We start from the raw sequence: 25,714 nt of genomic DNA on the forward strand, positions 1-25,714 counted from the left end.
TTTGTGCAGAAATGTTCTAAATGTAAGCATGAAAACGAAAAGTGCGACCATTGCGGAAGCTACGTAAACGAAAAAATGGACATGCGTTATGAAAATGCAGACCGCCGCTCCCAGCAGCGCAACCAGACGATGATCGACAAGGTTTGGCGTTTTTTCGCATCTGTGCGGAACGGTATGTATATCCTCTTCCTGACTTTGCTTGCAACGGCGCTCGGCACCATTCTTCCGCAGCGGGCATACATACCTATTGATCGACTGGCTCAGGAATTTTACGAATCAGAATATGGCAACTTCGGAAGTCTGTATTATGCATTAGGTTTTGATCAGTTATACAGCTCATGGTGGTATATGACGCTCCTCGGGATGCTTGGTGCAAGTATCCTGATTGCCAGTATCGACCGTTTTTCCCCTTTGTACCGTGCATTGAAGCTGCAGCCAGTGAAGCGCAAGAAACATTTCCTGATAAGTCAAGTGTATGTTCGGAATTTGGAAATCAGTGATCATGAGATCTTGTTAAAGCAAATACGGGCAAGACGTTATCGTATCCGCCAAGATGGACAGGATTATCTGGCTGAGAAAAACAGGTTTGCCAGGTGGGGTCCATATGTGAATCATATCGGTCTGCTCCTGGTGCTGCTGGCAGCTTTCCTTAGGCTGTTTCCTTATTTTTATCAAGATGAATTTGTATGGATAAGGGATGGTGAAACAGCGGTAGTGCCCGATACCGATCAATCATTGTTTATCAAAAATGAACAATTCAATGTCGATACATACGATAAGGATGATCCAAAGTTCAAAGCTGCTATCGAACAAGAAGGCAGGTCGATCCCGAAAAGCTTCACAACAGATATCATTGTTTATGAAGGTGAGGATCATATAGCCGGTGATACTCCTGGTTTAAGGGTATTGACACAATTGAAGGTGTCCGTTAACCATCCAGTCAAAGCAGCTGGGTTTACGATCTATCAATCAGGCTATCAGCTGAATGAGTTCAGCAGTTTGTCTCTCCGCGCTGAAAATGAAGAAGGTATATCAGCTGATTTTAAAGTCGATACCGATAATCCCCAAGCGAATTATACGCTTGATAACGGTCTTCAAGCAACATTAGTTGATTATTATCCGGACTATCAATTGGACGGGGACAAAATGACTACTGCATCTAAATACCCTCGAAATCCTGCATTCGTTTTTGATATTTCAGAAGGCGATAATACGCAAAGACTTTTCATAGCAATTGATGAGGTTGTTTCGGAGACAGAAACGAACAAATACAACGTACGTGCAGTGGATTATGATACGCATAATGTGACTGGATTGTCCGTGAAACGCGATTTGACTTTACCAGTATTCCTGCTCGGAGGACTCATATTCATGATCGGTCTTGTCCAGGGACTTTATTGGCAGCATCGCAGGATCTGGCTTCAAAGACAACCTGATGGCTCCTATCTTATTGCAGGACATACGAATAAGCATGCGTCCTCCTTTGAAAGAGAATTGGATAGTATTTTCTACAATTATGATAAAGGAGAGAGCAGCTGATGGAAAAGTTATCTATCATTAGCGGTCATTTGCTGGAAGCTGCTTTTATCAGTTACCTGCTTGGTATCATCTTATTCACATGGTCAGCGGCAAAGCATAGGCATGACCTTATTGAGCGGATTGCTTGGTCTGTCACTGCTGCCGGATGGATTGCACAGCTCGGTTTTTTCATCCTTCGATGGGTGTACAGCGGACATGCACCGGTAAGCAATTTATTTGAATTCATGACCTTCTTTGGCATGATGCTCATATTGGTTCTGCTGATTATGTATCGGTTTTACCGCTACCCGATTTTAGCGGTAACGGCATTGGTTATCAGTATACTGATCATTGGATGTGCAGCCATGTTTCCGCGGGAAGTAGCACCGCTTGTGCCTTCGCTGCAAAGTCATTGGCTGTATATTCATGTAACAACGGCTGCACTAGGGGAAGCCGTACTTGCTGTCAGCTTTTTCGCTGGGTTTCTTTATATCCTGCATGAAACGAATCAAGACAAACAGCATAAGAGGGTATGGCTGATTGAAAGCATAATCGTTGTTATATTATCAGTTGCAGGCTACATGCTGCTTGCTATTCTTTTCCGAACATTCGGATATACTGCTAGTGTGACGACAGCAGAGGCAAGCATCATCTATCAGCTGCCTCCTGTCTTTGTTCCAAATGATTCGATATCCTCACCATTTCCGATCGGTATATCTGTTCCCGACTGGCTGCGCGGTGAAAATGCGGCAATGAAGCTAAATACAATCTGCTTGTCCTTGCTCGCTGGTTGTGTACTTTATGTTCTCATTCGTCTCTTTACTAAAAAGAGAATCGGAGCAGCACTGCAGCCGCTAGTGCGCAGAATGCCTAAGGATATGCTGGATGATATCGGCTATCGTTCTGTAGCAGTCGGTTTTCCTATCTTCACACTTGGTGCGCTTATCTTTGCGATGATCTGGGCCCAGCAGGCATGGGATCGCTTTTGGGGCTGGGATCCCAAAGAAGTATGGGCGCTGATTACGTGGCTTTTCTATGCTGCTTATTTACATATACGTATGCTGAGAGGCTGGCAGGGCATACGATCAGCATGGCTCGCAGTGATCGGCTTTTGTATCATCATGTTCAATTTGCTGGCAGTAAATTTGCTTATCGTTGGATTACACGCGTATGCTTAACATAAAAAGAGAAAAGGGGAAGGACCATGGAAACAGAAGCACATATTCTTGTAGTAGACGATGAAGAAAGAATCCGCAGGCTCGTGCGCATGTATCTGGAGAAGGAAGGCTACACGCTTGATGAAGCCGCTGACGGAGACCAGGGACTTCAAATGGCAAACGAGACAGACTATGATGTTATCCTATTGGATGTCATGATGCCCGGCAAGGATGGAATAGAGGTTTGTCAGGAGATCCGCAAAGAAAAAGGCACGCCGATCATCATGCTGACAGCCAAGGGGGAAGAAGCTGACCGGGTAGAAGGCTTTGAAGTCGGTGCGGATGATTATATCGTGAAACCTTTCAGTCCTCGTGAAGTCGTCCTGCGTGTAAAAGCACTATTGAGACGGTCTTCCACGACTAAATATTTGCATACCGATGCAAAAGCGAAGGACTTGCTTGTATTCTCCCATCTTACTATCGATAAGGATGCCCACCGTGTGACGGCGGATAATTCGGAAGTTACATTGACACCAAAGGAATATGAATTGCTGCACTTCCTTGCTTCGACACCAGATAAAGTGTACGGCCGAGAAGAGCTGCTCAAACAGGTTTGGAAATATGAGTTCTTCGGAGACTTGCGTACAGTAGATACACATGTCAAAAGGTTACGTGAAAAATTAAGCAAGGTTTCAGAAGAAGCTGCTAGCATGATTGTGACAGTGTGGGGTGTCGGATACAAATTCGAAGCGGATAAAAGCTGATGCTGTGGGGAAGTGTTGTTAACAAGTTATGGCTGACTATCCTGGTTCTTGTGTCAGTCGTCCTTGGTCTGCTTACTTTTTTGCTGCTGGAGTTTTTTGGTAATTTCCATATTGAAGAGGCCGAAGAAAGCCTTATGCAGACAGCTACGAAGGTGTCCATTTTACTGGAAGAAATCGATGACCGAAATACTGTATATGATACAGCAGAACGTGTGCAGGACCCGAATTCCCGCATAGCTATCCTACAGAATGATGAGCTTTGGATATCAAATCCAGATGAGGCGGAGCCATTGCCTGATGTTGACCAGCAATGGCTGCTGAATGATGATACATTAAATAAGGCTGTAACCGATGGTGAAGATGTATCCAAGCAGCTAATTCTGCCTAATACCGATAGAAGCGTAATCGTTGTCGGTACACCGCTGCAGGATGGTTCTGGTGCGGTCTATGTCTATCAATCACTATCTGTCGTAAAAGAGACAGGTAATCAGACGACACAGATCATCCTCTTAGGAGCAGGGATCGCCTTCGTGCTGACAACCGTGTTTGCCTTTTTCCTATCATCCAGAATCACGAAACCACTGATTAAAATGCAGGATGCAGCACTGAACGTCGCCAGAGGTGAATTCGGGACAGAAGTGCCTGTCGTTACACATGACGAGATAGGCATGCTGGCAACTGCTTTGAACAAGATGGGTAAACAGCTGGAATTCAATATCAATGCACTAAGCCAGGAAAAAGAGCATCTTGCCCGTGTTGTAAATGCCATGGTGGATGGCGTCGTCATGATCAATCGGCAGGGTGAACTAACCGTGACGAATCCGCCGGCTGAAGCATTTATCCATGATTGGCAGTTTGAGAATGGCGAAACATTTCATGAAGTGCCAGGTGTCTGGCTTGAGATCATGGAAAGTGTTGTCTCAACTGCATCGGAGGTTACACGAGAGGTGACGATCCAGGGACGCGAATGGGTGATTATAGCAACACCCCTTTATGATGATGCAGCTATTCGCGGTGCGGTTGCTGTCGTTCGGGATATGACACAGGAACGAAGATTGAATAAGCTTCGCGAAGATTTTATAACGAATATCACGCATGAACTGCGCACTCCGATTTCCTTACTGCAAGGCTATAGTGAAGCAATCATCGATGATATCGCCGATACAGTCGAAGCAAAAAACGAGCTGGCTCAAATCATCCACGATGAATCTTTGCGAATCGGCAGACTCGTCAATCAGCTGCTTGACCTTGCTCGGATGGAAGCAGGCGATACAAATCTCGTGATGGAAGACGTAGAAATAAATCCTTTCCTGGAGCGGATTGTTCGTAAGTTCCAAGGCTTGGCCGATGAAAGGGAAATCAAACTTGGGCTCGTCAATGCAGTGGATAAACGCACCTATCATTTTGCGCCTGATGCACTGGAGCAAGTACTGACGAATTTGATTGATAATGCCATAACCCATACAGAGCATGCAGGTGCTGTACAGGTATTGGTATCCGACGATAAAGATCAGCTTGTTATAATCGTCAAAGACTCTGGGAGCGGGATACCGGAAGAAGATTTGCCTTTTGTATTCGAACGATTCTACAAGGCCGACAAATCGAGAACAAGAAAAACCGCTAAAACCGGAAATGGCTTAGGACTTGCTATCGCTAAAAATATCATTCAAGCTCACAATGGTACTATCAAAGTGACGAGTAAACTGCGTGAGGGAACAACCTTTACTATTCGTCTCCCTCAGGATACAAACCTGACATAATATGATAAAATAAGCTGAATCAAAGCGTACAAGGTGTCGAACAGACTTGATAGGGAACACGGTGTGATTCCGTGACTGTCCTCGCAGCTGTGATTACCGCCGAAAAGAACATATCCACTGTCCTATTCGATGGGAAGGGTTCTTAGTAGATGAAGGTATCAGTCAGCAGACCTGCCCTGTGTGCTTGTGTTTCACCGCTTCGAGGACTGAGCGGTTGGAGCGGCAGCTTCTGATGCTCTTTCCTTTATTAAAAGGGAGGATTTTTTTATGAAAAAAGTATTACATATGTTATCTGCCTTATTGCTGGCAGCAGGCATACTGGCTGGCTGCGGGACGACCGAACAGCCGCAGCAAAACCAGCAGGCAGAGCAGAAGACCGAACAGCAGGTCACTATCACCTTATCTGAAGATGGAGAAGAGATTTCATCCAAGGAAGTCAGCTTCGAGGAAGGCGACAATCTTTTGGATGTAATGAAAGAGAACTTTGAAATCGAGGAAGATGGTGGATTCATCACGGCAATTGATGGCCATTCCCAGGATGAAAATGCCAATAAATACTGGCTTTTCACGGTTAATGGGGAAATGTCACAAGTCGGAGCGAATGAGCTTGAATTGAAAGACGGCGATGAAGTCGTCTTCGATCTTCAAGCAACTTAATGTTTACAACACGTAAGCTGACGCTGCTGGCAATGCTGACGGCACTTGCTGCGGTAGGCAGGATATATGCGAATGTGCTGTTTCCGTTTCTGCCGAATATGCAGCCGTTGACGAGTGTTATCATCATTTGTTCGCTTTTGCTTGGTCCGGCTGCAGGTGTTGTTATTGCTGTTTTGTCCACGCTTTTATCCAATATGATCTTGGGTATGGGATTATGGACATTGTGGCAGATGCTCGCTTGGGGATTGATTGGTCTGACATTCGGACTGATAGGCAAGCTATGGAATGACCCGCCACTAATTGTCATGACGGCTGCCAGCGTTTTTACAGGCTATGTATATGGCATCTTGATATCACTGCCGAATGTATTCATAATGGAACATTTTCTGGCGTACTATCTTGCTGGTCTTAGTTTCGATACGATGCATGCAATCGGTAATGGAATTTTCTTTTTCATTTTGTACCCTGTTCTGCGAAAGCTGTTCAGCAAGTGGATTCCTGCAGAAGGAAAAAGAACCACTTCCTCTTAAAGGGAAGTGGTTCTTCATATATGGGATAATGCTTCTTTTGCGATAATCAAATCACTTAGTTTAATCGACTCGGTCGGACACTCTTCAAATGCCTCTGTTACATCTTCCTGCAATTCCTCCGGTACAGCAAAGGTACCAGTATTGCGGTCGAGCAGGACAAATGCCAGACCTTCATCATCATAATCGTATACATCGGGCGCGACAGCTCCGCATGTACCGCAGGCGATACAAGTATCCTGATCGACATATGTATACATTGCCATCCCGCTTTCCCCCTTCCGCTTTCAACAAAGCTGCTTCTTGCTTTATACTAAGTGTAGCGCGTCCCGAAACGGAATACAAGCTTACAGAAAGGTTGATTGCCATGCTTCTGGCTTCTATCATCATACATGCCGCTCAGCCCATCAGGCATGAACGGAGTTCGGCGTCCATCTATCATCTTCTGCAAGGCAAGCGTTCCGCCCAAACATTGCAGGATGCCCATATGTACGGTCTTACCCATCTGTTTGGCATCTATCCGAAGCTATCCAGACAGTTTTTCGACCAGGTGGCCGAGGATGCCATGCAGGAAGAAAGCCAAGATATACTAAAAAATCTGCCATATTTCAATGGTATGACCTATCAGACTCAAACAGAGCCATTCTTATATCGGCTGCTTCTGCTCGTTCAACTGCTTTCCAATCTAGCGAAAGAGGAGAAGCAGTATATTCCTGTAACGGATAACCCAGCTATCCAACATTGGATAAAGCAGTTGTATCGACAGGAACAGCATCACTTGGAAGATTGGCGAAACGGAGTATATAAGGAGCTATATGGATTGCTCGGGAAGCTGCCGCAAATACAGGCAGATTTATTCGTTGACCGAATGACCGGCTACCATCATATCGGCTTGACTACTGTTCAGCTGGCAGAAAAATATCACGTGCATGAAACAGATGTGCTCCTATATCAGACGTCGACTGTCCACCATCTTTTGCAGCATGCTGAGAGCGATGGGGCAGCTTATCCATATCTTGCTGCACTCATGGATAGACCACAGCAGCAGATCCGTTCCATCACAACTACTGCGCAAAAGACTCGGACAATGCTTGAGCGTGGTATGTCAGTAGAGCAAATCGCTTTAGTCAGAGGTTTGTCAGAGAACACAATTAAAGATCATATTGTGGAAATCACTTGGATAGATGGAGAAGCACTTTCCAGTAAATTCATTTCCGATAACGATGCCAGTATCATTTTAGCGAGCGCTATGCAGGCTGGTACAAACAAACTAAAACAAATACATGCTTTGCTGGAAGGGAAATATGATTATTTTCAGATCAGATTGGCATTAGCATTACGGAAAGAACAGGAGGTGAAAGCATGAAAGCAGATTTGCAAAAGGCATTGCAGAAGTTCTATGGCTACAATCAGTTCCGTACTGGGCAGGAGGAAATACTGGGCAGTGTCCTAGCGAACCATCATACATTGGGAGTCTTGCCGACAGGAACGGGGAAATCTATCTGTTATCAGCTGCCTGCTTTCATGCGGAGCGGACAAGTCATTGTTGTTTCTCCCCTCCTGTCTCTGATGGAAGATCAAGTGAAGCAGCTGCGTGCCAGAGGTTTCAAGCGAGTGGCTGCACTGAATAGTTTTCTCGATTTTGAAGACAAGCAGCAGATCATGCGGAAACTTCAGCATTACGATCTGCTGTATGTTTCTCCGGAGATGCTGCAAAACGAATTCCTGATTAATCGTCTGCAGACACTGCATATTCAATTGTTTGTAGTGGATGAAGCCCATTGTATTTCGCAGTGGGGGCAGGAATTCCGGACGGATTACCTTCGCTTGGCAGAAGTGATAAGAAACCTGGGCAGTCCGCCAGTTCTTGCATTGACGGGAACTGCTACTCCAGAAGTCCAAGCGGATATTCAGCATTTGCTTGGGGATCTGGACATGGATAAGCATATCTATCCGATGGATCGGGAAAATATCTCTTACTTCGTCAAGGAAGTACAGGACCAGCAGGAAAAGAATGAAACGATGCTAGCCTTGCTGAGAAAGATTCAAGCTCCGACAATCATTTATTTTTCAAGCCGGAATATGGCCGAAAGTACGGCAGCTATCATTCGGGCAAATATGCCGGACATGCCGTGTGCTTACTATCACGGAGGCATGGAGAATGAAGACAGGATATTGATCCAGCAGCAGTTCCTTGCCGGCCAGCTGCAGATCATTTGCTGTACGAGTGCATTTGGTATGGGAGTGGATAAAGAAGATGTTCGTCTGATCGTTCATTATCATTTGCCAAGTGATAAGGAATCTTTCATTCAGGAGGTCGGCAGAGCTGGACGTGATGGCGAGGAAAGTGTAAGTGCTGTTCTTTATAGTCCGGGCGATTGGCAAATACCCATCCATCTGATTGAGCAGGACCTTCCAGAGCAAGCTTCGATTCAGCAAATGCTGCGTTTCCTTTATCAGCGCGTAAAAGCAGGTCAGACAGAACTTCCATCTTACGAGCTGCTCATCCAGCATATTCCGATTAGTGAGACGCAATGGCGATTTTTACTTTATCAAATGGAGAAACATGATATAGTTAAGGTAAATCATCTGCATTATAAGGCAAATGCCTGGAAGGAATTCCTTAACCAGATAGAGAAGTTTGTTGGAGACAGGAAAAGGCATAAGCTGAAGCAGCTGCAGCGTATGAAGGAATGGGTTTATACAGATACATGCAGACGCCAAGTGCTTTTTGCTGACTTTCAGTCTGAAGTGCGCCCAGCAAAAGGCAGATGCTGTGATAATTGCGGTGATACCCTTGCGGAATGGCAGGCAGGTTTGACGAATGCACAGCCGGAACGTACTGGCTGGCGGGAGCAGCTGTATCACCTCCTGCAGCAGTAAAAAGGAAATGGAAGGATGGACACTTCATGGTAAAGACAGAAGAGAAGGATCAGAATCTGGAGGAGCTGGTGGCATCCGTGACACAGTCTCCGGGTGCCGAGGAATTTAAACCAGATCAAGAAGAATCGGAACCAGCAGTTCAGCGTATCGATGTTCTTAATTTACCCCCACGCCGGACAGTCCATGACGGACAGCGGACAAGCTTCCGTCTGCGCTGGAATGGAGGTATTGCCAGGTTCATCCTCCTGACGGTCATCGTGCTGGCAGTAATAGGATTTATTCTGTTGTACACAGATGTGCCGCTGTCGATACCAGCCCTATTTTAGTCCGTTTTCAGTTTGGACAACAAGGGTATTTTTAACTCAAAGATTAATATACTAACTATACGTACAAATCCTTTCTGTTCGAGGTTGTAAACTATCACGAAAATGGACGCTCCCATTGGGAGGGTGCCGCGTACAAAACATAAAGCGAATCATATGCTATCTATATCTAGAATGGCATCCAAGGGGGAAAAGTGATGAAGTTAGAGCGCGTTTCATTAAATCAATTCAAGATCTTTCTTACCTTCGACGATTTAATCGAGAGAGGCTTGACTAAAGAAGATCTGTGGCATGATCTTCCAGGCGTTCATCAGCTTTTTCACGATATGATGTATGAAGCAAGCGATGAATTGGGCTTTGAATTGGAAGGCACACTTCTTGTTCAAGTGCATATTCTTCAAGCACAAGGGATGCAGATCATCGTAACACAGTATCCACAGACGGAAGACTTCGAAGAAGAAGAGGATTATATCGAGATGAAAGTGACACTTGACGAAAGCAGGGAGCTTATCTTCTCATTCACAGATTTTGAGGACATCATCAGCGTTTCACGTCAGCTGGACCAAATCGGCATTGAAGATGCCGCTGTGTACTTTATGAACGATCTTTACTATATGGAAATTCGAACGCTGCTCCATCCTGCGGCGCGGGAAAACCTGATTGCAGTCATGTCGGAATTCGCTAACCCGAGTATTGTCACCTCGGTTCGGCTGAATGAATACGGCAAAAAGATTTTCGATAAGGATGCAATACGGCAGATCTGCACGTATTTTGCATAAGTTGCCGAAGATACCGGAGCATCTGCCGGTATCTTTTTGATTTTTGATTAAATACATGTTTCTCATTATCCATCTGGCTGCTTTTTTGTTAGAATGGAGGGGAAGATTTGATGTGGTAATATCGCTAAACAAGATGGGGAAACATTTAGGAGGTACAGAATAGTGGCCGACAACGCTGCGGAATCTACCAACAACAAGCATAAGGACGTATTAGAATCGACACAGAGGGTCGTACAAACGGCTTTGCAGAAACTTGGCTATCCTGAGGAAGTCTATGAATTACTGAAAGAACCAGTACGGTTGATGACAGTCCGTATTCCAGTTCGAATGGACGATGGCAGTACGAAGATATTCACAGGGTACAGGGCTCAGCATAACGATGCAGTTGGTCCAACCAAGGGTGGCGTTCGTTTCCATCCGGAAGTGAGTGAGAATGAAGTAAAAGCATTGTCCATTTGGATGAGTCTGAAAGCGGGTATCGTCGACTTACCTTATGGAGGCGGTAAAGGCGGTATCATCTGTGATCCCCGTGAAATGAGTTTTCGGGAGCTGGAAGGTGTCAGCCGTGGATATGTACGGGCAATCAGTCAGATTGTCGGTCCGACGAAAGACATACCAGCACCGGATGTGATGACCAACTCTCAGATAATGGCATGGATGATGGACGAATACAGCAGGATGGATGAATTCAACAATCCAGGGTTCATCACCGGAAAGCCGATTGTATTGGGAGGTTCACATGGCAGGGAAACAGCTACAGCTAAAGGCGTGACAATCTGCTTGAAGGAAGCTGCCAAGCAGCGAGGCATCAAAATCGAAGGAGCGCGTGTTGTCATTCAAGGCTTCGGAAATGCTGGCAGTTACCTAGCTAAATTCATGCACGAAGCTGGTGCGAAGGTAATCGGTATTTCAGATGCTTACGGGGCGCTTCATGACCCGGATGGCCTGGATATCGACTATTTGCTTGATCGAAGGGACAGCTTCGGAACAGTGACCAACTTGTTCAAGTCCACAATTTCCAACCAGGAATTATTGGAGCTTGATTGCGATATACTTGTACCAGCTGCGGTAGAAAACCAAATCACCAAAGATAATGCACATAAAATTAAAGCTCAGATTGTGATTGAAGCTGCAAATGGACCGACAACGTTTGAAGCGACCAAGATCCTGACAGAACGCGGTATCTTGATAGTTCCGGATGTGCTTGCATCGGCAGGCGGTGTGACGGTCTCCTATTTTGAATGGGTGCAGAACAACCAGGGCTTTTATTGGACGGAGCAGGAAGTAGAAGAAAGATTAGAGAAAGTGATGCTGAAAGGGTTCCAAAATGTATACCAGACTGCACAAACTAGACGGGTCGATATGCGGCTGGCTGCATACATGGTAGGTGTCCGGAAAATGGCGGAAGCATCCAGATTCAGAGGCTGGATCTAATCATATTGGAAATTATGCTCTTATCCTGAAGCAAAAAGGATAAGAGCTTTCTCTTTTCTCGGGAAGAGGGATAGAAAGGAGCAGTACAATGCATAAAGAACAAGCAATCATTATAGGAGCCGGTCCATGCGGATTATCCGCAGCAATTGAGCTGCAAAAAGTTGGTATCGAACCGCTTCTTATCGAAAAAGGCAATGTCGTTAATTCGATTTATAATTATCCTACACATCAAACCTTTTTCAGTTCCAGTGAGCGGCTGGAGGTAGGCGACATCGCATTTGTAACCGAAATGAAGAAACCAGTCAGGAACCAGGCGCTGGCTTATTATCGAACAGTGGCTCAGCGGCAGAATTTGCGTATACATACTTTTGAGCGAGTGATGCAAGTGTCTGGAAGTGTTCATGACTTTACGTTAACTACGAAGACGATGAAGGAGGAAGAAAAACACTATAAAGCAGATTATGTTATTGTAGCAACCGGATACTACGATCAGCCTTACTTGATGAATGTGCCTGGTGAGAATCAGCCGCATGTATTCCATTATTTTAAAGAAGCTCATCCTTATTTCGGTAAAAATGTGACGGTAATTGGCGGGAAAAATTCCGCCGTCGATGCTGTGTTAGAACTTCATAAAGCAGGAGCGAATATTACTGCACTCTATCGCGGCAGTACATATTCCAAAAGTGTAAAGCCTTGGATCCTCCCAGAATACGAATCATTGGCTCGTAATGGATACATCGACCATAGATTCAATGCACATATTAAAGAGATCACCGATACACAGGTTATTTATGAAGCAGATGGCGAGACTCAATCAGTCGACGCTGATTTCGTTTTTGCGATGACTGGGTACCGGCCCGACTTGAAGCTGCTGCAAAGCATGGGTATCTCCATTCATCCAGAAACAGGAAAGCCTGACTATGATCCGGAAACAATGGAGTCTAACGTACCGGGTATTTTCATTGCGGGAGTAATCGCAGCTGGGAATAATAACAACGAAGTATTCATCGAAAATGGACGTTTCCATGGTGGACAGATTGCCCAATCCATTGCTTCGCGTAACTGAAAGGAAGAAAATAGATGAAAAAAGGGAAAGTTGTATTGATCACTACTGGCGGCACAATTGCCAGTGTTCCGAATGAAGAAAGCGGGAAACTTACATCCGGTGAAATGACGGGTGAGGAACTGCGCAGCCAGATTGATCTGCCGGATCATATCGAAGTCATAGTGGTAAGTGCACTTCAGAAACCGAGTATGCACATTACGTTTGATGACCTGCTGTCATTAAAAGAAATAATCGAACAGCAGCTAAAGGATCCGCAAGTCCAAGGGGTTGTTGTCACACATGGCACAGATTCGCTGGAGGAAACGGCTTATTTCCTTGATTTGACCATAGCGGATGCCCGTCCAGTTGTAGTCACAGGTTCTCAGCGTGCTATCCACGAACTTGGTTCTGATGTGTTCATCAACCTGCGCCACGCTGTTCTGACAGCTTTTGATGACCAATTGTTGGATTGCGGGACTGTTGTTGTCTTCAATGAGCGTATTTTCCCAGCAAAATATGTTAAAAAAGAGCATGCCTCCAATATCCAAGGCTTCAATGCTTTCGGGTTCGGTTATTTAGGTATTATTGACAATGATAAAGTGTATCTCTATCAAAAACCGGTCAAACGGAATACGTATGAGCTGAAAAGCAGGCTTCCTGACGTGGATATTATCAAGTGCTATCTGCAGGCGGACGGCAAATTTCTTAAAGCAGCGCGTGAAGCAGGGGTGAAAGGCATTGTCTTAGAGGGCGTTGGGCGAGGACAAGTAGCTCCAAAAATGAAAGAAGAAATCCTTCAAGCCTTACAGGATGGTATCAAAATCATTCTAACGACTGCTTCTGAAGAAGGTAATGTTTATACGACATATGATTATGAGGGAAGTGCCTATGATCTGTATAAGGCTGGTGTTCTGTTAGGAAAGGATCAAGATAGTAAGAAAGCCCGTATCGAGCTTGCCGTTGCTTTGGCATCTGATCAGACCGACAGGCTTATATAGACCGCAGGAATTATTTCCTGTTTCTTTCCAGTAACATATTCCAAAAAAATAGACCACATGGTACGATAAAGGAAGATTGTTAGTTGGAAGAGGTGCTATCATGCTTACCATCCTTTCCGCAGCTATTGCGCCAGCCCTCGCGCTTCTCACCTTCTTCTATTTGAAGGATCGTCTGGAGCCCGAGCCGCTCAGCATGGTACTGCGGACTTTCCTATATGGCGCTCTGCTTGTTTTTCCTATCATGTTCATCCAATATGCGATGAAAGCTGAAGGATTAAGCACGCATCCGATCGTTTACTCATTTTTCACTGTCGGATTCATGGAAGAGTTCTTCAAATGGTTCATCTTCCTATACACAGCTTTCCGGCACACTGAGATGGATTCGGTATATGATGGGATCATTTATGGTGTCAGTATCAGCTTGGGCTTTGCTACGGTGGAGAATGTACTCTACTTATTTGCGCATGGGGTAGACTATGCCTTCACTCGGGCACTTTTCCCGGTTTCTTCCCATGCTCTTTTTGGAGTGCTGATGGGATATTATCTCGGAAGAGCTAAATTCGGCAGTTATCATCCTCGTATGCGTATTTTCGGAGCGATGCTGATCCCGTTTTTGCTGCACGGATTGTACGATTATATTTTACTGATTGTTACATTCAACTGGATTTACGTACTGGTTCCCTTCATGATCATCCTTTGGATAATCGGACTTCGTAAGGTGCGATCAGCAATTCAGCATCCTATTGAACAGATACATACAACGAAATAAAAGAGTCAGGCAGTGAATCTGCCTGGCTCTTTTTTTATTGCATAATATGAGCACACGAGAAGAAAGCTATCGGTATCAGATCATAGTTAGGTTGGAGGAAAAAGACAGATGGAAAGTAAAAAGTTTCGGCTTTGCAAATTGTTATGTGCCGGTCTGATATTGATAGGCGCAATCCTATCGGCACCTGTAGAGACTAAAGCCTTTTCCGATCAGGTGATCCAGCATGGAGCCACAGGTGACGACGTAGTGGAACTGCAAGCTCGCTTACAATATGCAGGGTACTACAATAAAACAATTGATGGTGTTTTCGGGTGGAGCACGTACTGGGCACTTCGTAATTTTCAATATGAATTCGGAATGGAGATTGACGGTGTTGCAGGCCAGCAGGCGAAAGACAAGCTAGTTTCCATGACGAAGTACGACAAAGCTTTCGTTATGCGTCAGATTCAAGAAGGTAATACATTCACTTATTATGGTGGAACACCGCAGGAAAATCAGGTGAAGAAGCGTGGTAATGGAGGCGGAGGCGGTAATAATGCTAATTCTAATGCTCCAACTACGTCTGCAGTCAATGTTCCAAATGGCTATTCTCAGAATGATATTAAACTAATGGCTAATGCTGTCCATGGAGAAGCGCGAGGAGAACCGTATGTTGGGCAAGTAGCAGTAGCAGCAGTCATCCTGAACAGGGTGGAAGATCCTTCTTTCCCCAACACCATTTCTGGTGTCATTTTCGAACCGAGAGCTTTCACAGCTGTTGCAGATGGCCAAATATGGCTGACACCCGATGAAACAGCGGAACAAGCAGTATTGGATGCAATAAACGGCTGGGATCCTTCCGGAGGAGCCATTTATTACTTCAACCCAAACACGGCAACTTCGCCATGGATTTGGGGCAGACCTCAGATTAAAACGATCGGTGAACACATTTTCTGTATGTAGAAAGGAGAGCGAAGGATGTACAAATGGGTTATTATCGGCGTTCTGGCTTTGGCACTCACAGGAACAGCTTTTTGGGGCTATAATGAACGCCAGGAAAAGAATGATATCAAGATGCAAGCAGAGAATAATTATCAGCGTTCTTTCCACGAGCTGACGTATCGGATTGATACGCTGCACGATAAGATCGGAGCGACACTGGCAATGAACTCCAGAGATTCCCTTTCCCCACAATTAGCGGAAATCTGGCGTTTATCATCTGAAGCACATACAGACGTCGGCCAGCTTCCATTAGCACTTTTACCGTTTGAAAAAACAGAGAAATTTTTAACGAACATTGGTGATTTTACGTACAAAACAGCTGTCCGGGATTTGGACAAGGAACCATTGTCTGAAGAAGAAATGGAGCGCTTGGAGAAGCTGCATGATAATGCGGGGCAAATTAAAGATGAGCTGCGGAATGTCCAAAATACAGTTCTGGGAGATAACCTGCACTGGACTGATGTGGAGCTTGCGTTATCAGATGATGAACCAGATCATTCAGATAATACCATCATTTCAAGCTTTAAAAATGTAGATGATACCTCAGGAGGATTTTCTGACGAAAAAGATTTCAATAACGGTGCATTGCCAGCCTCCAATGAAGAGCATAAATTTGAAGGCGTGACCGGTGAACGAATCAATCAAAAACAAGCAAAGACAGTTGCTGCAAAAGCTTTTGATTTGAATACGATAAGCGGCATAGAAGGCGGAAAATCGGGTAAAGGATCTGATGTACCTCTATATAGTCTCTCCTATCAAAAGGATGGCGAAAGCGGCTATGCAGATATCAGTCAAAAAGGCGGTCACATTCTTACACTAATGATGCAGCGTGATCGGGAGGAGCCAAAGCTGGGATTGCACGATGCCCAGCAAAAGGCACAGGACTTCTTGGAAGAGCAGAAACTGGAGGATATGGAAATGGTGCAGAGCAGCCAGTATGATTCTGTCGGTATCTTCTTCTTTGTACCTGTCCAAAACGACGTTCGTATTTATGCAGATATTGTCCAAGTGAAAGTAGCTCTCGATAATGGAGATATCCTAGGCTATAATGCCCGTGACTATTTTATGAATCACCATGAGCGTGATTTACAGGAACCAAAACTTACAGAAGACCAAGCAGCAGAAAAACTGAATCAAAATGTTCAGGTACAGGAGACGCATCTTGCTTTGATCGAGAACGATACCCATGAAGAAACACTTGTCTATGAAATAATGGGTACTAGAAATGACGAAACTTACCGAATTTATGTAAATGCCGATACAGGAAAAGAAGAAGAAATCGAGAAACAAACAACAACAGAAGCACGTTTTCTGCAAAGTACGTAAAGGGGAATGGCAAACAGCCTTCCCCTTTTTGAATATTTTTGTAATAATAGGAAGAAAGAACGATTCAAGGGAAGAGGCGAGGTGCTTGCTGAAAATCGGTAGTACTTTAGTATTAGAGAAAACAGATACATTAAATCGGGACGAATGGCTGCGATATCGGGCCAAAGTAATCGATTTGGCAGAAGATGCGATTTATATCGATTATCCGGTAAACGAACAGACAAAACGGACAGATATTTTTCCAGTCGGTACTGCTTTTAAAGCATTATATGTGACAGAAGACGAGAATGCATTTACATTCGGAACATCAATAATGGGCAGAGAAATGCTGAAAGTTCCGGCATTGAAACTATCAATGCCGAAGGAAGATGCTATCCGGAAGATTCAGCGCCGCCAATATGTGCGAATTATGACGAGTACGGATGTGGCTCTTCACAGCAACGAAGCTGGTGTATCCCCGATTTCATCCATTACACTTGATATAAGCGGAGGGGGGCTGTCTTTGCTGCTGCCTGAGAAGCATGGATTCAAGGAGGGAATGAACGTAACGCTGTATATTGCCTACTCCCTGCAGAAAGAGGGTCCTGCTTTTCTGACAGCCTCAGGAAATATCATTCGAATCGTCCGTAATGAGAAATCCGGCAAAATAATCGCCAGCATTCAGTTCGATGAAATCAAGGAACGGGACAGACAAGCAATCATCCGTTTCTGCTTTGAGCGTCAGCGGGAACAGCGGAAAAAAGGGGTCCGAATCAGGTAGACTTCAAATAGACCAAGCCGCTTTCCTGTGTTATGCTTTATTAGGTTTTATTTCCGATTATGATGAGAAAAAGGATTGAATTGAATGACGAAAACTATCGCTATCGCAATTGATGGACCTGCAGCTGCAGGCAAAAGTACGGTATCCAAATTAGTCGCTAAGAAATTGCAATTTGTATATGTGGATACTGGTGCAATGTACCGAGCACTTACACTGACTGCACTTGAGGCTGGAGCTGACTTGGAATCAGAGGAAGCCTTACTATCCTTGCTTCAAGGAATTGACATTGTGTTGATGCAGCATGAAGACGGTCAAAAAGTACTTGTAAATAGTAAAGATGTAACCGAAGCAATCCGCACCAATGAAGTGACAAATAATGTTTCCATTGTCGCTAAGCATCCGCTTGTACGCGAAGAAATGGTGAGACGACAGCAGAAACTTGCAGCCGATAATGGTATTGTCATGGATGGCCGTGATATTGGGACTCGAGTGCTTCCGGATGCTGAAGTGAAGATTTTCATGATAGCTTCTGTAGAGGAACGTGCAGAGCGCCGTTACAAAGAAAATATCGCCAAAGGATTCGAGGCAGATCTGGAACAGCTGAAAGAGGAAATTCGTCTTCGTGACAAGCTCGATTCTGAAAGGGAAGCATCTCCATTAGTCAAAGCCGAAGACGCTGTTGAAATCGATACAACTGCACTATCGATCGATGGTGTTGTAGAAAAAATCCTTAAAGCCGTACACGAGGCTCTCGGAAGATAAGGAGTAGGGATTATGTCATTATATACCATAGGTAAAATGATCCTTAGTGCTGCATTTTACCCAATGTTCCGTATAAAAGTATATGGCAAGGAACATGTTCCTAAAGAAGGACCTGTTCTGGTCTGTTCCAATCATATCTCCAATTTCGATCCGCCAATACTAGGTATTACCTGTCCGCGTGACATCGCCTTCATGGGAAAAAGTGAGCTTTTCAAGCCTAAGCCGCTTGGCTGGCTCATGAAGAACCTAAATGTTTTTCCAGTGAAGCGGGGCATGCAGGATCGAGGAGCACTTCGTGTAGGATTGGACATATTAGCCGAAGGCAAGACGATGGGTTTGTTCCCAGAAGGAACTAGAAGTAAGGACGGTAAGCTCGGGGAGCCCCTTCCTGGAATAGGTTTCTTTGCCATGCGCTCGGAAGCGAAAGTTGTACCTTGTGCGATTATTGGCTCCTATAAAGGGGTAAAAGCATTGAAAGTAATCTATGGACCGCCAATTGATATGGAAGAGCTGAGAGAGCGTAAAGCGCCGGCTAAAGAAGTATCACAGGTGATCATGGATGAAATACAACTTCTAATGAATAAGCATGTCGGATAGATGCCCTATCACTTGACAAATATCTTCAAATGTTAGAAGTTAGAAAAAAGGACATTTCTATGTTTTTTTACTAATGTTTTGTCTCGTAAACTGAAGGAGGTCTCTTTGATGGATGAAATGAATGAGCAAGCTACGGATTTCAAGGAATTGTCTGTAGGCGATACTGTAACCGGTAAAGTGGTGAAAGTGGAAGATAAACAAGCTTTGGTAGACATTGGCTACAAAGTGGAAGGTATCCTGCCAATCAGCGAATTATCCAGTCTTCATGTTGAGCGTGCTGCTGATGCAGTGAGTGAAGGTGAAGAGTTGACACTTAAAGTGAAAAAAGTAGATGACGAAGAAGTCGTTTTATCCAAGCGTGCAGTAACTGCTGAGCTTGCATGGGATGACCTGGAAGCGAAATTCGAATCCGGAGAAGTCTTCGAAGCTGAAGTCAAGGAAGTCGTCAAAGGCGGTCTTGTTGTAGATGTCGGCCTTCGCGGATTCATCCCTGCTTCCCTCGTGGAAACATATTTTGTGGAAGAGTTTGAAGGGTACAAAGGAAAACCGCTTACGCTGAAAGTGGTCGAGCTTGACCGCGAACAGAACCGTGTCATCCTTTCTCACCGTGCGGTAGCCGAGGAAGAGGAAGCTTCCAAGAAACAGGAAGTGCTTGACAGCCTAGAAGCTGGCCAGGTAATTGACGGTACAGTACAGCGTTTGACTGACTTTGGTGTCTTCGTCAGCATTGGCGGCGGAATTGACGGTCTCGTACACATTTCCCAGCTTTCTCATGAGCATGTGGAAAAGGCATCTGATGTCGTGACAGAAGGTCAAGAAATCAAAGTCAAAGTGCTTGGTGTCGACAAAGAAAACGAGCGCATCAGCCTATCCCTGAAAGAGACACTCCCAGGACCTTGGGAGAACATCAGTGATCGAGCACAAGCAGGGGATGTACTGGAAGGCGAAGTGAAGCGCTTGGTAAGCTTCGGTGCATTTGTTGAAGTATTCCCTGGTGTTGAGGGCCTTGTCCACATTTCCCAAATTGCTAACCGTCATATCGGTACGCCGCAGGAAGTGCTTGAGCCAGGTCAAACAGTGCAAGTGAAAGTTCTTGATGTCAACGAAAGCGAAAAACGCATGAGCTTGAGCATCAAGGAATTAGAACAAGATGAAAACGATGCAGTCATCAAGGAATACGAAAAAGAAGAAGAGCATTCCGGCTTCCAGCTTGGAGATATTCTCGGTGACAAATTGAATAAGTACAAGCAATAATCTTAAAAGACCAAGGCTGTCTCAAAAGGACAGCCTTGGTCTTTTTTTGTGATCCGTGTATAGTTTTTCTCCTCACTTGTCATAATGCTGATACAAGGAGGAGTGAAAAATGGACGGGTTTTACTTTTATTGGGCTACATGGATCAGCTGGATCTTGGTAACCTTTTTCATGCGTCATTCATTGGCTCGGACACTTTTTGCATTCGCTATATTGCTTACCATATCATTATCAGGTTTTTCCGTTAATTTTGCTGGACATCGAATTTTTGCTACCGTTTTTCTGCTTGCTGTCATTGGCTACCTATTCATTTTTTCCAGTAAGCGAGTTGGAAGGGGGACATTTGGGAGCATATGTTTAGGAATTGCTTATGCGGGAATGCTGCTTTGGGAACTGACAAATCCCGTCGCACTGCTTATTCCGCGTATCCTTTTGTTTTCATTGACATTATTTGCCCTTGTTATCTATCTGACTCGGAATTTCCATTTACAGCTTGGCATTAGCTGCTTGGGCTTTGCTATCGGGGAAGTCATTTATCTGTTACTATTGGATATTTATGGTCTGCAGCAAGATGCTGGCAGCTTTAAAGCAATGGATGTACTGGGAACGATCCTGCTGTTAATAATCTCAGCAAAACTGCTTGGTATGCTCAGAAAGTATCTGCGAAATAAGTCGAAATGGACTCCCGGACGAACATGATGTCGAAAAATATTGTTTCCCTATGGCGCTTTTGCTAGAATAAAACAGTTAGGTTGCAACAGAAGAACCAGCACATAAAGGAAAGTAGGAAAGGATGTTCCTTTCATGAGGAAATCAGTAGTTGCCATTGTAGGCAGACCAAACGTAGGAAAATCAACAATATTCAACCGTCTGGCCGGGGAAAGGATCTCCATTGTGGAAGATACACCTGGTGTGACACGTGACAGAATCTATACGGAAGCTGAATGGCTGAACCAGCCGTTTAACATAATTGACACCGGCGGTATCGAAATCGGAGATGCACCATTTCTAGTGGAAATCCGTGAGCAGGCAGAACTTGCCATTGCAGAAGCGGATGTCATCATTTTCATGGTGAACGGGCGCGAGGGTATCACGGGCGCGGATGAAGAAGTAGCGAAGATTCTATTCCGTTCCAATAAGCCTGTTGTACTGGCTGTCAATAAAGTGGACAACCCTGAAATGCGAGATCAGATTTATGAGTTTTACAGCCTTGGCTTTGGCGAACCATTCCCAATCTCTGGTACACATGGTTTAGGGCTGGGTGATTTGCTTGACGCAACTGTCCAGCATTTCCCTGAGCGTGCCGAGATGCAGGAAGATGAAGAAACGATTCATTTCAGCTTGATCGGCAGACCGAATGTCGGAAAATCGTCCCTAGTGAACGCACTGCTTAATCAAGAACGTGTAATTGTAAGTGACGTTGCAGGAACGACGCGTGATGCAGTCGATTCATCCTTCACAAGAGAAGGACAAGACTTTGTCATCATCGACACCGCAGGTATGCGTAAACGCGGAAAAGTATATGAGACAACTGAACGATACAGTATCCTTCGTGCATTGAAAGCGATTGAGCGATCCGATGTCGTCCTCGTGCTTATTAATGCAGAAGAGGGCATCATCGAACAAGATAAGAAAATTGCCGGATATGCGCATGATGCTGGTAAAGCAATCGTTATCGTCGTCAATAAGTGGGATACTGTTGAATCCGATGAGAAGAAGATGAAGGAATTCACAGACGAAATTCGCGCGCATTTCCTTTACTTGGATTATGCACCAATCGTCTTCTTGTCTGCTAAAACGAAAAAACGGATCCATACACTATTGCCTGCAATTCTGACAGCAAGTGAAAATCATGCGAAACGTATTCAGACAAATGTTTTGAACGATGTTATCATGGATGCCTTGGCAATGAATCCAGCTCCGACATACAAAGGCCAGCGTCTGAAAGTGCTTTATGCTACGCAAGTGGCAGTCAAGCCGCCAGCGTTTGCTGTATTCGTCAATGATCCGGAACTGATGCACTTCTCTTATGTTCGATTCCTTGAGAATAGAATCAGAGAAGCATTCGGATTCACTGGTACACCAATAAAGATTTTCCCTAGAAGAAGATCATAAACAGGGACGAGGAGGATTTTTATGACACAACAGATAGCAGCAGTACTCGGTGCCGGCAGTTGGGGAACCGCCCTTGCCATGGTTTTGGCGGACAATGGACATGATGTGAGACTTTGGTCTCATAATCCGGATCAGGTTGCTGAAATCAACGAGAAGCGCCAGAATGAGAAATACCTGCCTGGAGTGACACTTCCTGAGGCTATTACTGCTTATGCAGATATAGAAGAGGCTGTACATGATGCAGCTGCTGTGATCCTCGTCGTACCTGCAAAAGCAACGCGCGAAGTGGCTGCGAAGCTTGCGGGACACATTCCTGCCGAAGCCGTTATTGCGCATGCTACGAAGGGAATTGAACCAAAAACTAGTAAACGCGTCTCCCAGATGATCGAAGAAGAACTGGAGCATGTCACACATCGTCCAGTCGTTGTCTTGTCTGGTCCAAGCCACGCAGAGGAAGTAGCGAAAAGACAGCCGACGACGCTGAGTGCCTCTTCTGTCGAAATGGAAGAAGCGAAGAAGGTCCAAGAGCTGTTCATGAATGAATACTTCCGCGTTTACACCATCACGGACATGGTCGGCGTGGAACTTGGCGGTTCCTTGAAGAATATCATTGCCCTTGGAGCAGGTATTTCCGATGGCCTGGGTTATGGGGATAACGCGAAAGCAGCATTGATCACAAGGGGTCTCGCAGAAATTGCCCGCCTTGGAACAAAGCTTGGAGCAAATCCTCTCACATTCATTGGCTTATCCGGCATGGGAGATCTCATTGTGACTTGTACGAGTGTCCATAGCCGTAACTGGCGCACTGGTAATATGCTCGGTAAAGGTATGACATTGGATGAAGCGCTCGCCCAAATGGGTATGGCTGTAGAAGGTGTCCGAACGACCGAAGCTGTGGCTGAGCTTGCTGACAAGGCTGGTGTCGATATGCCAATCACCCAGGGTATCAATCAAGTCCTCTTCCATGGTGCAAAAGCCAAGGACATTGTTGATCAGCTTATGACACGTTTGCCAAAACATGAAATGGATGATCTTCAAGATGTATTGAATGCCCGCTAACATTTTTTCTCTCCTTGCATATACTGTTTCGTAGCTAATCTGCAAGGAGGAATGAACGTGGCAGACTTTCAAAAGAACTTGATTGACCAGATTCAGAAAAAATCGAATGTGAAGGCTGATGATATCTACAAGGTAGCCAACTCTGTTAAAAGTGCGAATTTCCAAGACGAAGCAACAGTGCGTGGTTTAGTGAAGCAATTGGCTGCAATGGCAGGCAAGCCGCTTACACAGGCGAAAGAAGATAAAATCGTCAAAGCCATCATCGGTAACAATATGCCGACTGATATGAACACGCTAAGCAAATTATTCAAAAACTAACAGCGGCAATTGGGCAGAACAACTTACCATTCCTTGCCCTTTACGCATAAACTAACTCGCACCAGCATATTTTTCTAGGTTGCCTTGGGTATAATTTAGTCTATTTCAAGAAGAAGCGTCTGCTTCTTCTTTTTTTATTGGTATGATCCCCGACTGCAGCGCATAGATTATCCGCAGAGGGCAATATGCTGTTCGTCCTTTCCTGCAAAACCGCCCTTTGATGCCAGCAGGCAAGGAATCCATTATTTCTAGCATATTTGGATAGGACAACATCATAAACTGCTAGTGTATGTAGCTAAGACTGTCCATGCATCGAAAGTAGATCGGGAGGGGATCTTTTGGAAAGAGTAGATATTTTTAAAGATATCTCGAAACGGACAAACGGCGATATCTACCTTGGGGTGGTAGGGGCTGTCCGAACAGGGAAATCGACATTTATCAAGAAGTTCATGGAATTGGTTGTCCTGCCTAACATGGAGGACGAAGCAGAGCGGGCCCGAGCCCAAGATGAACTGCCGCAAAGCGCAGCTGGTCGGACGATCATGACGACAGAACCGAAATTCGTTCCGAACAACGCTGTCTCCCTTCAAGTGGACGAAGGTCTGGAAGTAAGTGTCCGGGTCGTCGATTGTGTAGGATATACAGTGGCAGGTGCAAAAGGGTTTGAAGATGAAAATGGGCCGCGCATGATAAACACGCCATGGTATGAGGAGCCTATCCCATTCCATGATGCTGCCGAGATCGGAACCCGCAAAGTGATTCAGGAGCATAGCACCATTGGTGTCGTTGTGACGACAGACGGTTCGATCGGCGAAATTCCGCGAACTGACTATGTGGAGCCGGAAGAGCGAGTCGTATCTGAGCTGAAGGAAGTTGGCAAGCCGTTCATCATGGTGATCAATTCGGTAACTCCGCATAACCAAAACACCGAGCTGCTCCGTCAGGAATTGAGTGAAAAATATGATATCCCGGTACTCGCAATGAGTGTAGAAAGCATGACGGAACATGATGTATATAATGTGCTTCGGGAGTCGCTGTATGAATTCCCGGTCCTGGAAGTGAACGTCAATTTGCCGAGCTGGGTGATGGTGCTGAAAGAAGACCACTGGCTTCGTTCCAATTATCAAGTAGCCATCCAGGAAACAGTCAAGGATATCAAACGGCTTCGTGATGTTGATCGTGTTGTGGGGTACTTTGATGAATATGATTATATTGAAAGAGCAAATCTTGCTGGAATGGAACTGGGCGAAGGAGTAGCAGAAATAGATTTACATGCTCCGGATGCTTTGTACGATCAAGTGCTGAAGGAAATTGTCGGGGAAGAAATTCGCGGAAAAGATCACCTGCTGCAGCTGATGCAGGATTTCTCCCATGCGAAACGTGAGTATGATCAAGTATCCGATGCGCTGCATATGGTAAAACAGACAGGCTATGGAATCGCGGCACCTAGTCTTCAGGATATGGCTTTGGATGAACCTGAAATCATCCGTCAAGGCTCTCGCTTCGGAGTTCGGCTGAAGGCTGTTGCACCGAGTATCCATATGATCAAAGTAGATGTCCATTCCGAATTTGCACCGATTATCGGAACAGAGAAGCAGAGCGAAGAGCTGGTTCGGTACTTGATGCAGGACTTCGAGGAAGACCCGCTTTCCATCTGGGATTCAGACATCTTCGGCCGTTCCCTCAATAGCATTGTAAGAGAAGGAATTCAAGGCAAAATCAGCTTGATGCCGGAAAATGCCAGATATAAATTGAAAGAAACATTGGAAAGAATCATTAACGAAGGATCGGGCGGATTGATAGCGATCATTCTATGAGCGGCAAATGAGCCGCTTTATTTTTTTGTCAAAAAATATGCTGAAATGCGATAAATTTAAGGTTTTCTGGCGTTTTGTGTTGAATTATGACGCTAAGTCGTATATTATAAGCG

General features: G+C 45.0%; 26 protein-coding genes and 1 riboswitch. Of the genes, 25 read left to right on the forward strand and 1 reads right to left on the reverse strand.

Going from position 1 to position 25,714, the window contains the following annotated elements; translation table 11 throughout:
- Positions 1 to 3: 3 nt before the first annotated feature.
- The 6 genes from resB (at position 4) to CHH91_RS06450 (ending at position 6,386) form a co-directional block, all read left to right on the forward strand.
- Entirely contained in the window at positions 4 to 1,539 is a 1,536-nt protein-coding gene (resB, locus tag CHH91_RS06425) for a cytochrome c biogenesis protein ResB (RefSeq protein ID WP_176465700.1), read from the forward strand.
- Entirely contained in the window at positions 1,539 to 2,696 is a 1,158-nt protein-coding gene (ccsB, locus tag CHH91_RS06430; RefSeq protein ID WP_095222632.1) for a c-type cytochrome biogenesis protein CcsB, read from the forward strand. The genes resB and ccsB overlap by 1 nt, the downstream gene beginning before the upstream one ends.
- 26 nt (positions 2,697 to 2,722) lie before the next feature.
- Positions 2,723 to 3,439: a response regulator transcription factor gene (locus CHH91_RS06435; RefSeq protein WP_095222633.1), complete on the forward strand. Its 717-nt coding sequence runs from the start codon at positions 2,723 to 2,725 to the stop codon at positions 3,437 to 3,439.
- The gene (locus tag CHH91_RS06440) at positions 3,439 to 5,199 is read left to right on the forward strand and encodes an ATP-binding protein (protein ID WP_095222634.1); all 1,761 of its coding nucleotides are present in this window, start codon (positions 3,439 to 3,441) and stop codon (positions 5,197 to 5,199) included. Before CHH91_RS06435 ends, CHH91_RS06440 begins: the two co-directional genes overlap by 1 nt.
- A gap of 14 nt (positions 5,200 to 5,213) precedes the next feature.
- Positions 5,214 to 5,392: riboswitch (cobalamin riboswitch) on the forward strand.
- A 74-nt stretch (positions 5,393 to 5,466) separates the two neighbouring features.
- Positions 5,467 to 5,856, forward strand: a complete 390-nt coding sequence (locus tag CHH91_RS06445) for a DUF4430 domain-containing protein (RefSeq protein ID WP_095222635.1) — start codon at positions 5,467 to 5,469, stop codon at positions 5,854 to 5,856.
- Positions 5,856 to 6,386: an ECF transporter S component gene (locus tag CHH91_RS06450; RefSeq protein ID WP_095222636.1), complete on the forward strand. Its 531-nt coding sequence runs from the start codon at positions 5,856 to 5,858 to the stop codon at positions 6,384 to 6,386. The genes CHH91_RS06445 and CHH91_RS06450 overlap by 1 nt, the downstream gene beginning before the upstream one ends.
- Before the next feature lie 14 nt (positions 6,387 to 6,400).
- Here the strand turns inward: CHH91_RS06450 and CHH91_RS06455 are convergent, their stop codons facing one another.
- Positions 6,401 to 6,649, reverse strand: coding sequence for a ferredoxin (locus tag CHH91_RS06455; protein ID WP_095222807.1), 249 nt, complete (start codon positions 6,647 to 6,649; stop codon positions 6,401 to 6,403).
- Positions 6,650 to 6,750: 101 nt separating this feature from the next.
- Here CHH91_RS06455 and CHH91_RS06460 point away from each other — a divergent pair, with 101 nt between their 5' ends.
- The 19 genes from CHH91_RS06460 (at position 6,751) to spoIVA (ending at position 25,601) form a co-directional block, all read left to right on the forward strand.
- Positions 6,751 to 7,749 (forward strand): YpbB family protein, encoded by a 999-nt coding sequence (locus tag CHH91_RS06460; protein ID WP_176465701.1) that lies wholly within the window; start codon positions 6,751 to 6,753, stop codon positions 7,747 to 7,749.
- Positions 7,746 to 9,266, forward strand: a complete 1,521-nt coding sequence (locus CHH91_RS06465) for a RecQ family ATP-dependent DNA helicase (RefSeq protein ID WP_095222638.1) — start codon at positions 7,746 to 7,748, stop codon at positions 9,264 to 9,266. The genes CHH91_RS06460 and CHH91_RS06465 overlap by 4 nt, the downstream gene beginning before the upstream one ends.
- A 26-nt stretch (positions 9,267 to 9,292) precedes the next feature.
- Complete coding sequence (locus tag CHH91_RS06470; protein ID WP_095222639.1) at positions 9,293 to 9,592, forward strand: hypothetical protein; 300 nt, start codon at positions 9,293 to 9,295, stop codon at positions 9,590 to 9,592.
- 194 nt (positions 9,593 to 9,786) lie between these two features.
- On the forward strand, positions 9,787 to 10,368 hold the full coding sequence (locus tag CHH91_RS06475; RefSeq protein WP_095222640.1) for a genetic competence negative regulator: 582 nt from the start codon (positions 9,787 to 9,789) through the stop codon (positions 10,366 to 10,368).
- Positions 10,369 to 10,527: 159 nt separating this feature from the next.
- The gene (locus CHH91_RS06480; protein ID WP_095222641.1) at positions 10,528 to 11,802 is read left to right on the forward strand and encodes a Glu/Leu/Phe/Val family dehydrogenase; all 1,275 of its coding nucleotides are present in this window, start codon (positions 10,528 to 10,530) and stop codon (positions 11,800 to 11,802) included.
- 88 nt (positions 11,803 to 11,890) lie between these two features.
- Positions 11,891 to 12,868, forward strand: a complete 978-nt coding sequence (locus CHH91_RS06485) for a YpdA family putative bacillithiol disulfide reductase (protein ID WP_095222642.1) — start codon at positions 11,891 to 11,893, stop codon at positions 12,866 to 12,868.
- A gap of 14 nt (positions 12,869 to 12,882) precedes the next feature.
- Positions 12,883 to 13,845, forward strand: a complete 963-nt coding sequence (locus CHH91_RS06490) for an asparaginase (protein WP_095222643.1) — start codon at positions 12,883 to 12,885, stop codon at positions 13,843 to 13,845.
- A gap of 100 nt (positions 13,846 to 13,945) precedes the next feature.
- On the forward strand, positions 13,946 to 14,614 hold the full coding sequence (gene prsW / locus CHH91_RS06495; protein WP_095222644.1) for a glutamic-type intramembrane protease PrsW: 669 nt from the start codon (positions 13,946 to 13,948) through the stop codon (positions 14,612 to 14,614).
- Positions 14,615 to 14,722: 108 nt separating this feature from the next.
- Positions 14,723 to 15,556 carry a spore cortex-lytic enzyme gene (gene sleB / locus CHH91_RS06500; protein WP_095222645.1) on the forward strand — a complete coding sequence of 278 codons (834 nt, stop codon included), beginning with the start codon at positions 14,723 to 14,725 and terminating at the stop codon, positions 15,554 to 15,556.
- A gap of 15 nt (positions 15,557 to 15,571) precedes the next feature.
- Positions 15,572 to 16,921 carry a germination protein YpeB gene (gene ypeB / locus CHH91_RS06505; protein ID WP_095222646.1) on the forward strand — a complete coding sequence of 450 codons (1,350 nt, stop codon included), beginning with the start codon at positions 15,572 to 15,574 and terminating at the stop codon, positions 16,919 to 16,921.
- Between the two features lie 85 nt (positions 16,922 to 17,006).
- A complete protein-coding gene (locus CHH91_RS06510; protein ID WP_176465702.1) occupies positions 17,007 to 17,681 on the forward strand; it encodes a flagellar brake protein in 675 nt (224 codons plus the stop codon).
- A gap of 84 nt (positions 17,682 to 17,765) precedes the next feature.
- Positions 17,766 to 18,443: a (d)CMP kinase gene (cmk, locus tag CHH91_RS06515; RefSeq protein ID WP_095222648.1), complete on the forward strand. Its 678-nt coding sequence runs from the start codon at positions 17,766 to 17,768 to the stop codon at positions 18,441 to 18,443.
- Between the two features lie 12 nt (positions 18,444 to 18,455).
- Complete coding sequence (locus CHH91_RS06520) at positions 18,456 to 19,040, forward strand: lysophospholipid acyltransferase family protein (RefSeq protein WP_095222649.1); 585 nt, start codon at positions 18,456 to 18,458, stop codon at positions 19,038 to 19,040.
- 108 nt (positions 19,041 to 19,148) lie between these two features.
- A complete protein-coding gene (gene rpsA / locus CHH91_RS06525) occupies positions 19,149 to 20,294 on the forward strand; it encodes a 30S ribosomal protein S1 (protein ID WP_095222650.1) in 1,146 nt (381 codons plus the stop codon).
- A gap of 109 nt (positions 20,295 to 20,403) precedes the next feature.
- A complete protein-coding gene (locus CHH91_RS06530; protein ID WP_095222651.1) occupies positions 20,404 to 20,991 on the forward strand; it encodes a YphA family membrane protein in 588 nt (195 codons plus the stop codon).
- A gap of 105 nt (positions 20,992 to 21,096) precedes the next feature.
- Positions 21,097 to 22,407 carry a ribosome biogenesis GTPase Der gene (gene der, locus CHH91_RS06535; RefSeq protein ID WP_095222652.1) on the forward strand — a complete coding sequence of 437 codons (1,311 nt, stop codon included), beginning with the start codon at positions 21,097 to 21,099 and terminating at the stop codon, positions 22,405 to 22,407.
- Between the two features lie 21 nt (positions 22,408 to 22,428).
- Complete coding sequence (locus CHH91_RS06540) at positions 22,429 to 23,466, forward strand: NAD(P)H-dependent glycerol-3-phosphate dehydrogenase (protein WP_095222653.1); 1,038 nt, start codon at positions 22,429 to 22,431, stop codon at positions 23,464 to 23,466.
- A gap of 51 nt (positions 23,467 to 23,517) precedes the next feature.
- Positions 23,518 to 23,784: a stage VI sporulation protein F gene (locus CHH91_RS06545; RefSeq protein ID WP_411213864.1), complete on the forward strand. Its 267-nt coding sequence runs from the start codon at positions 23,518 to 23,520 to the stop codon at positions 23,782 to 23,784.
- A gap of 338 nt (positions 23,785 to 24,122) precedes the next feature.
- A complete protein-coding gene (gene spoIVA, locus CHH91_RS06550) occupies positions 24,123 to 25,601 on the forward strand; it encodes a stage IV sporulation protein A (RefSeq protein WP_095217924.1) in 1,479 nt (492 codons plus the stop codon).
- Positions 25,602 to 25,714: the final 113 nt, after the last annotated feature.

This window comes from Virgibacillus sp. 7505 (assembly GCF_002272135.1).
Lineage (GTDB): Bacteria > Bacillota > Bacilli > Bacillales > Amphibacillaceae > Terribacillus.

Excerpts from the sequence above, each read along its gene's own strand:
- cmk (WP_095222648.1), top strand. The coding sequence starts at position 17,766 with ATGACGAAAACTATCGCTATCGCAATTGATGGACCTGCAGCTGCAGGC.
- CHH91_RS06490 (WP_095222643.1), top strand. The coding sequence starts at position 12,883 with ATGAAAAAAGGGAAAGTTGTATTGATCACTACTGGCGGCACAATTGCC.
- der (WP_095222652.1), top strand. The coding sequence starts at position 21,097 with ATGAGGAAATCAGTAGTTGCCATTGTAGGCAGACCAAACGTAGGAAAA.
- CHH91_RS06435 (WP_095222633.1), top strand. The coding sequence starts at position 2,723 with ATGGAAACAGAAGCACATATTCTTGTAGTAGACGATGAAGAAAGAATC.
- rpsA (WP_095222650.1), top strand. The coding sequence starts at position 19,149 with ATGGATGAAATGAATGAGCAAGCTACGGATTTCAAGGAATTGTCTGTA.
- CHH91_RS06540 (WP_095222653.1), top strand. The coding sequence starts at position 22,429 with ATGACACAACAGATAGCAGCAGTACTCGGTGCCGGCAGTTGGGGAACC.
- CHH91_RS06445 (WP_095222635.1), top strand. The coding sequence starts at position 5,467 with ATGAAAAAAGTATTACATATGTTATCTGCCTTATTGCTGGCAGCAGGC.
- CHH91_RS06530 (WP_095222651.1), top strand. The coding sequence starts at position 20,404 with ATGGACGGGTTTTACTTTTATTGGGCTACATGGATCAGCTGGATCTTG.
- CHH91_RS06520 (WP_095222649.1), top strand. The coding sequence starts at position 18,456 with ATGTCATTATATACCATAGGTAAAATGATCCTTAGTGCTGCATTTTAC.
- CHH91_RS06450 (WP_095222636.1), top strand. The coding sequence starts at position 5,856 with ATGTTTACAACACGTAAGCTGACGCTGCTGGCAATGCTGACGGCACTT.
- CHH91_RS06440 (WP_095222634.1), top strand. The coding sequence starts at position 3,439 with ATGCTGTGGGGAAGTGTTGTTAACAAGTTATGGCTGACTATCCTGGTT.
- CHH91_RS06485 (WP_095222642.1), top strand. The coding sequence starts at position 11,891 with ATGCATAAAGAACAAGCAATCATTATAGGAGCCGGTCCATGCGGATTA.
- CHH91_RS06545 (WP_411213864.1), top strand. The coding sequence starts at position 23,518 with ATGAACGTGGCAGACTTTCAAAAGAACTTGATTGACCAGATTCAGAAA.
- CHH91_RS06475 (WP_095222640.1), top strand. The coding sequence starts at position 9,787 with ATGAAGTTAGAGCGCGTTTCATTAAATCAATTCAAGATCTTTCTTACC.
- CHH91_RS06455 (WP_095222807.1), bottom strand. The coding sequence starts at position 6,649 with ATGGCAATGTATACATATGTCGATCAGGATACTTGTATCGCCTGCGGT.
- ypeB (WP_095222646.1), top strand. The coding sequence starts at position 15,572 with ATGTACAAATGGGTTATTATCGGCGTTCTGGCTTTGGCACTCACAGGA.
- CHH91_RS06470 (WP_095222639.1), top strand. The coding sequence starts at position 9,293 with ATGGTAAAGACAGAAGAGAAGGATCAGAATCTGGAGGAGCTGGTGGCA.
- CHH91_RS06460 (WP_176465701.1), top strand. The coding sequence starts at position 6,751 with ATGCTTCTGGCTTCTATCATCATACATGCCGCTCAGCCCATCAGGCAT.
- prsW (WP_095222644.1), top strand. The coding sequence starts at position 13,946 with ATGCTTACCATCCTTTCCGCAGCTATTGCGCCAGCCCTCGCGCTTCTC.
- ccsB (WP_095222632.1), top strand. The coding sequence starts at position 1,539 with ATGGAAAAGTTATCTATCATTAGCGGTCATTTGCTGGAAGCTGCTTTT.
- sleB (WP_095222645.1), top strand. The coding sequence starts at position 14,723 with ATGGAAAGTAAAAAGTTTCGGCTTTGCAAATTGTTATGTGCCGGTCTG.
- CHH91_RS06465 (WP_095222638.1), top strand. The coding sequence starts at position 7,746 with ATGAAAGCAGATTTGCAAAAGGCATTGCAGAAGTTCTATGGCTACAAT.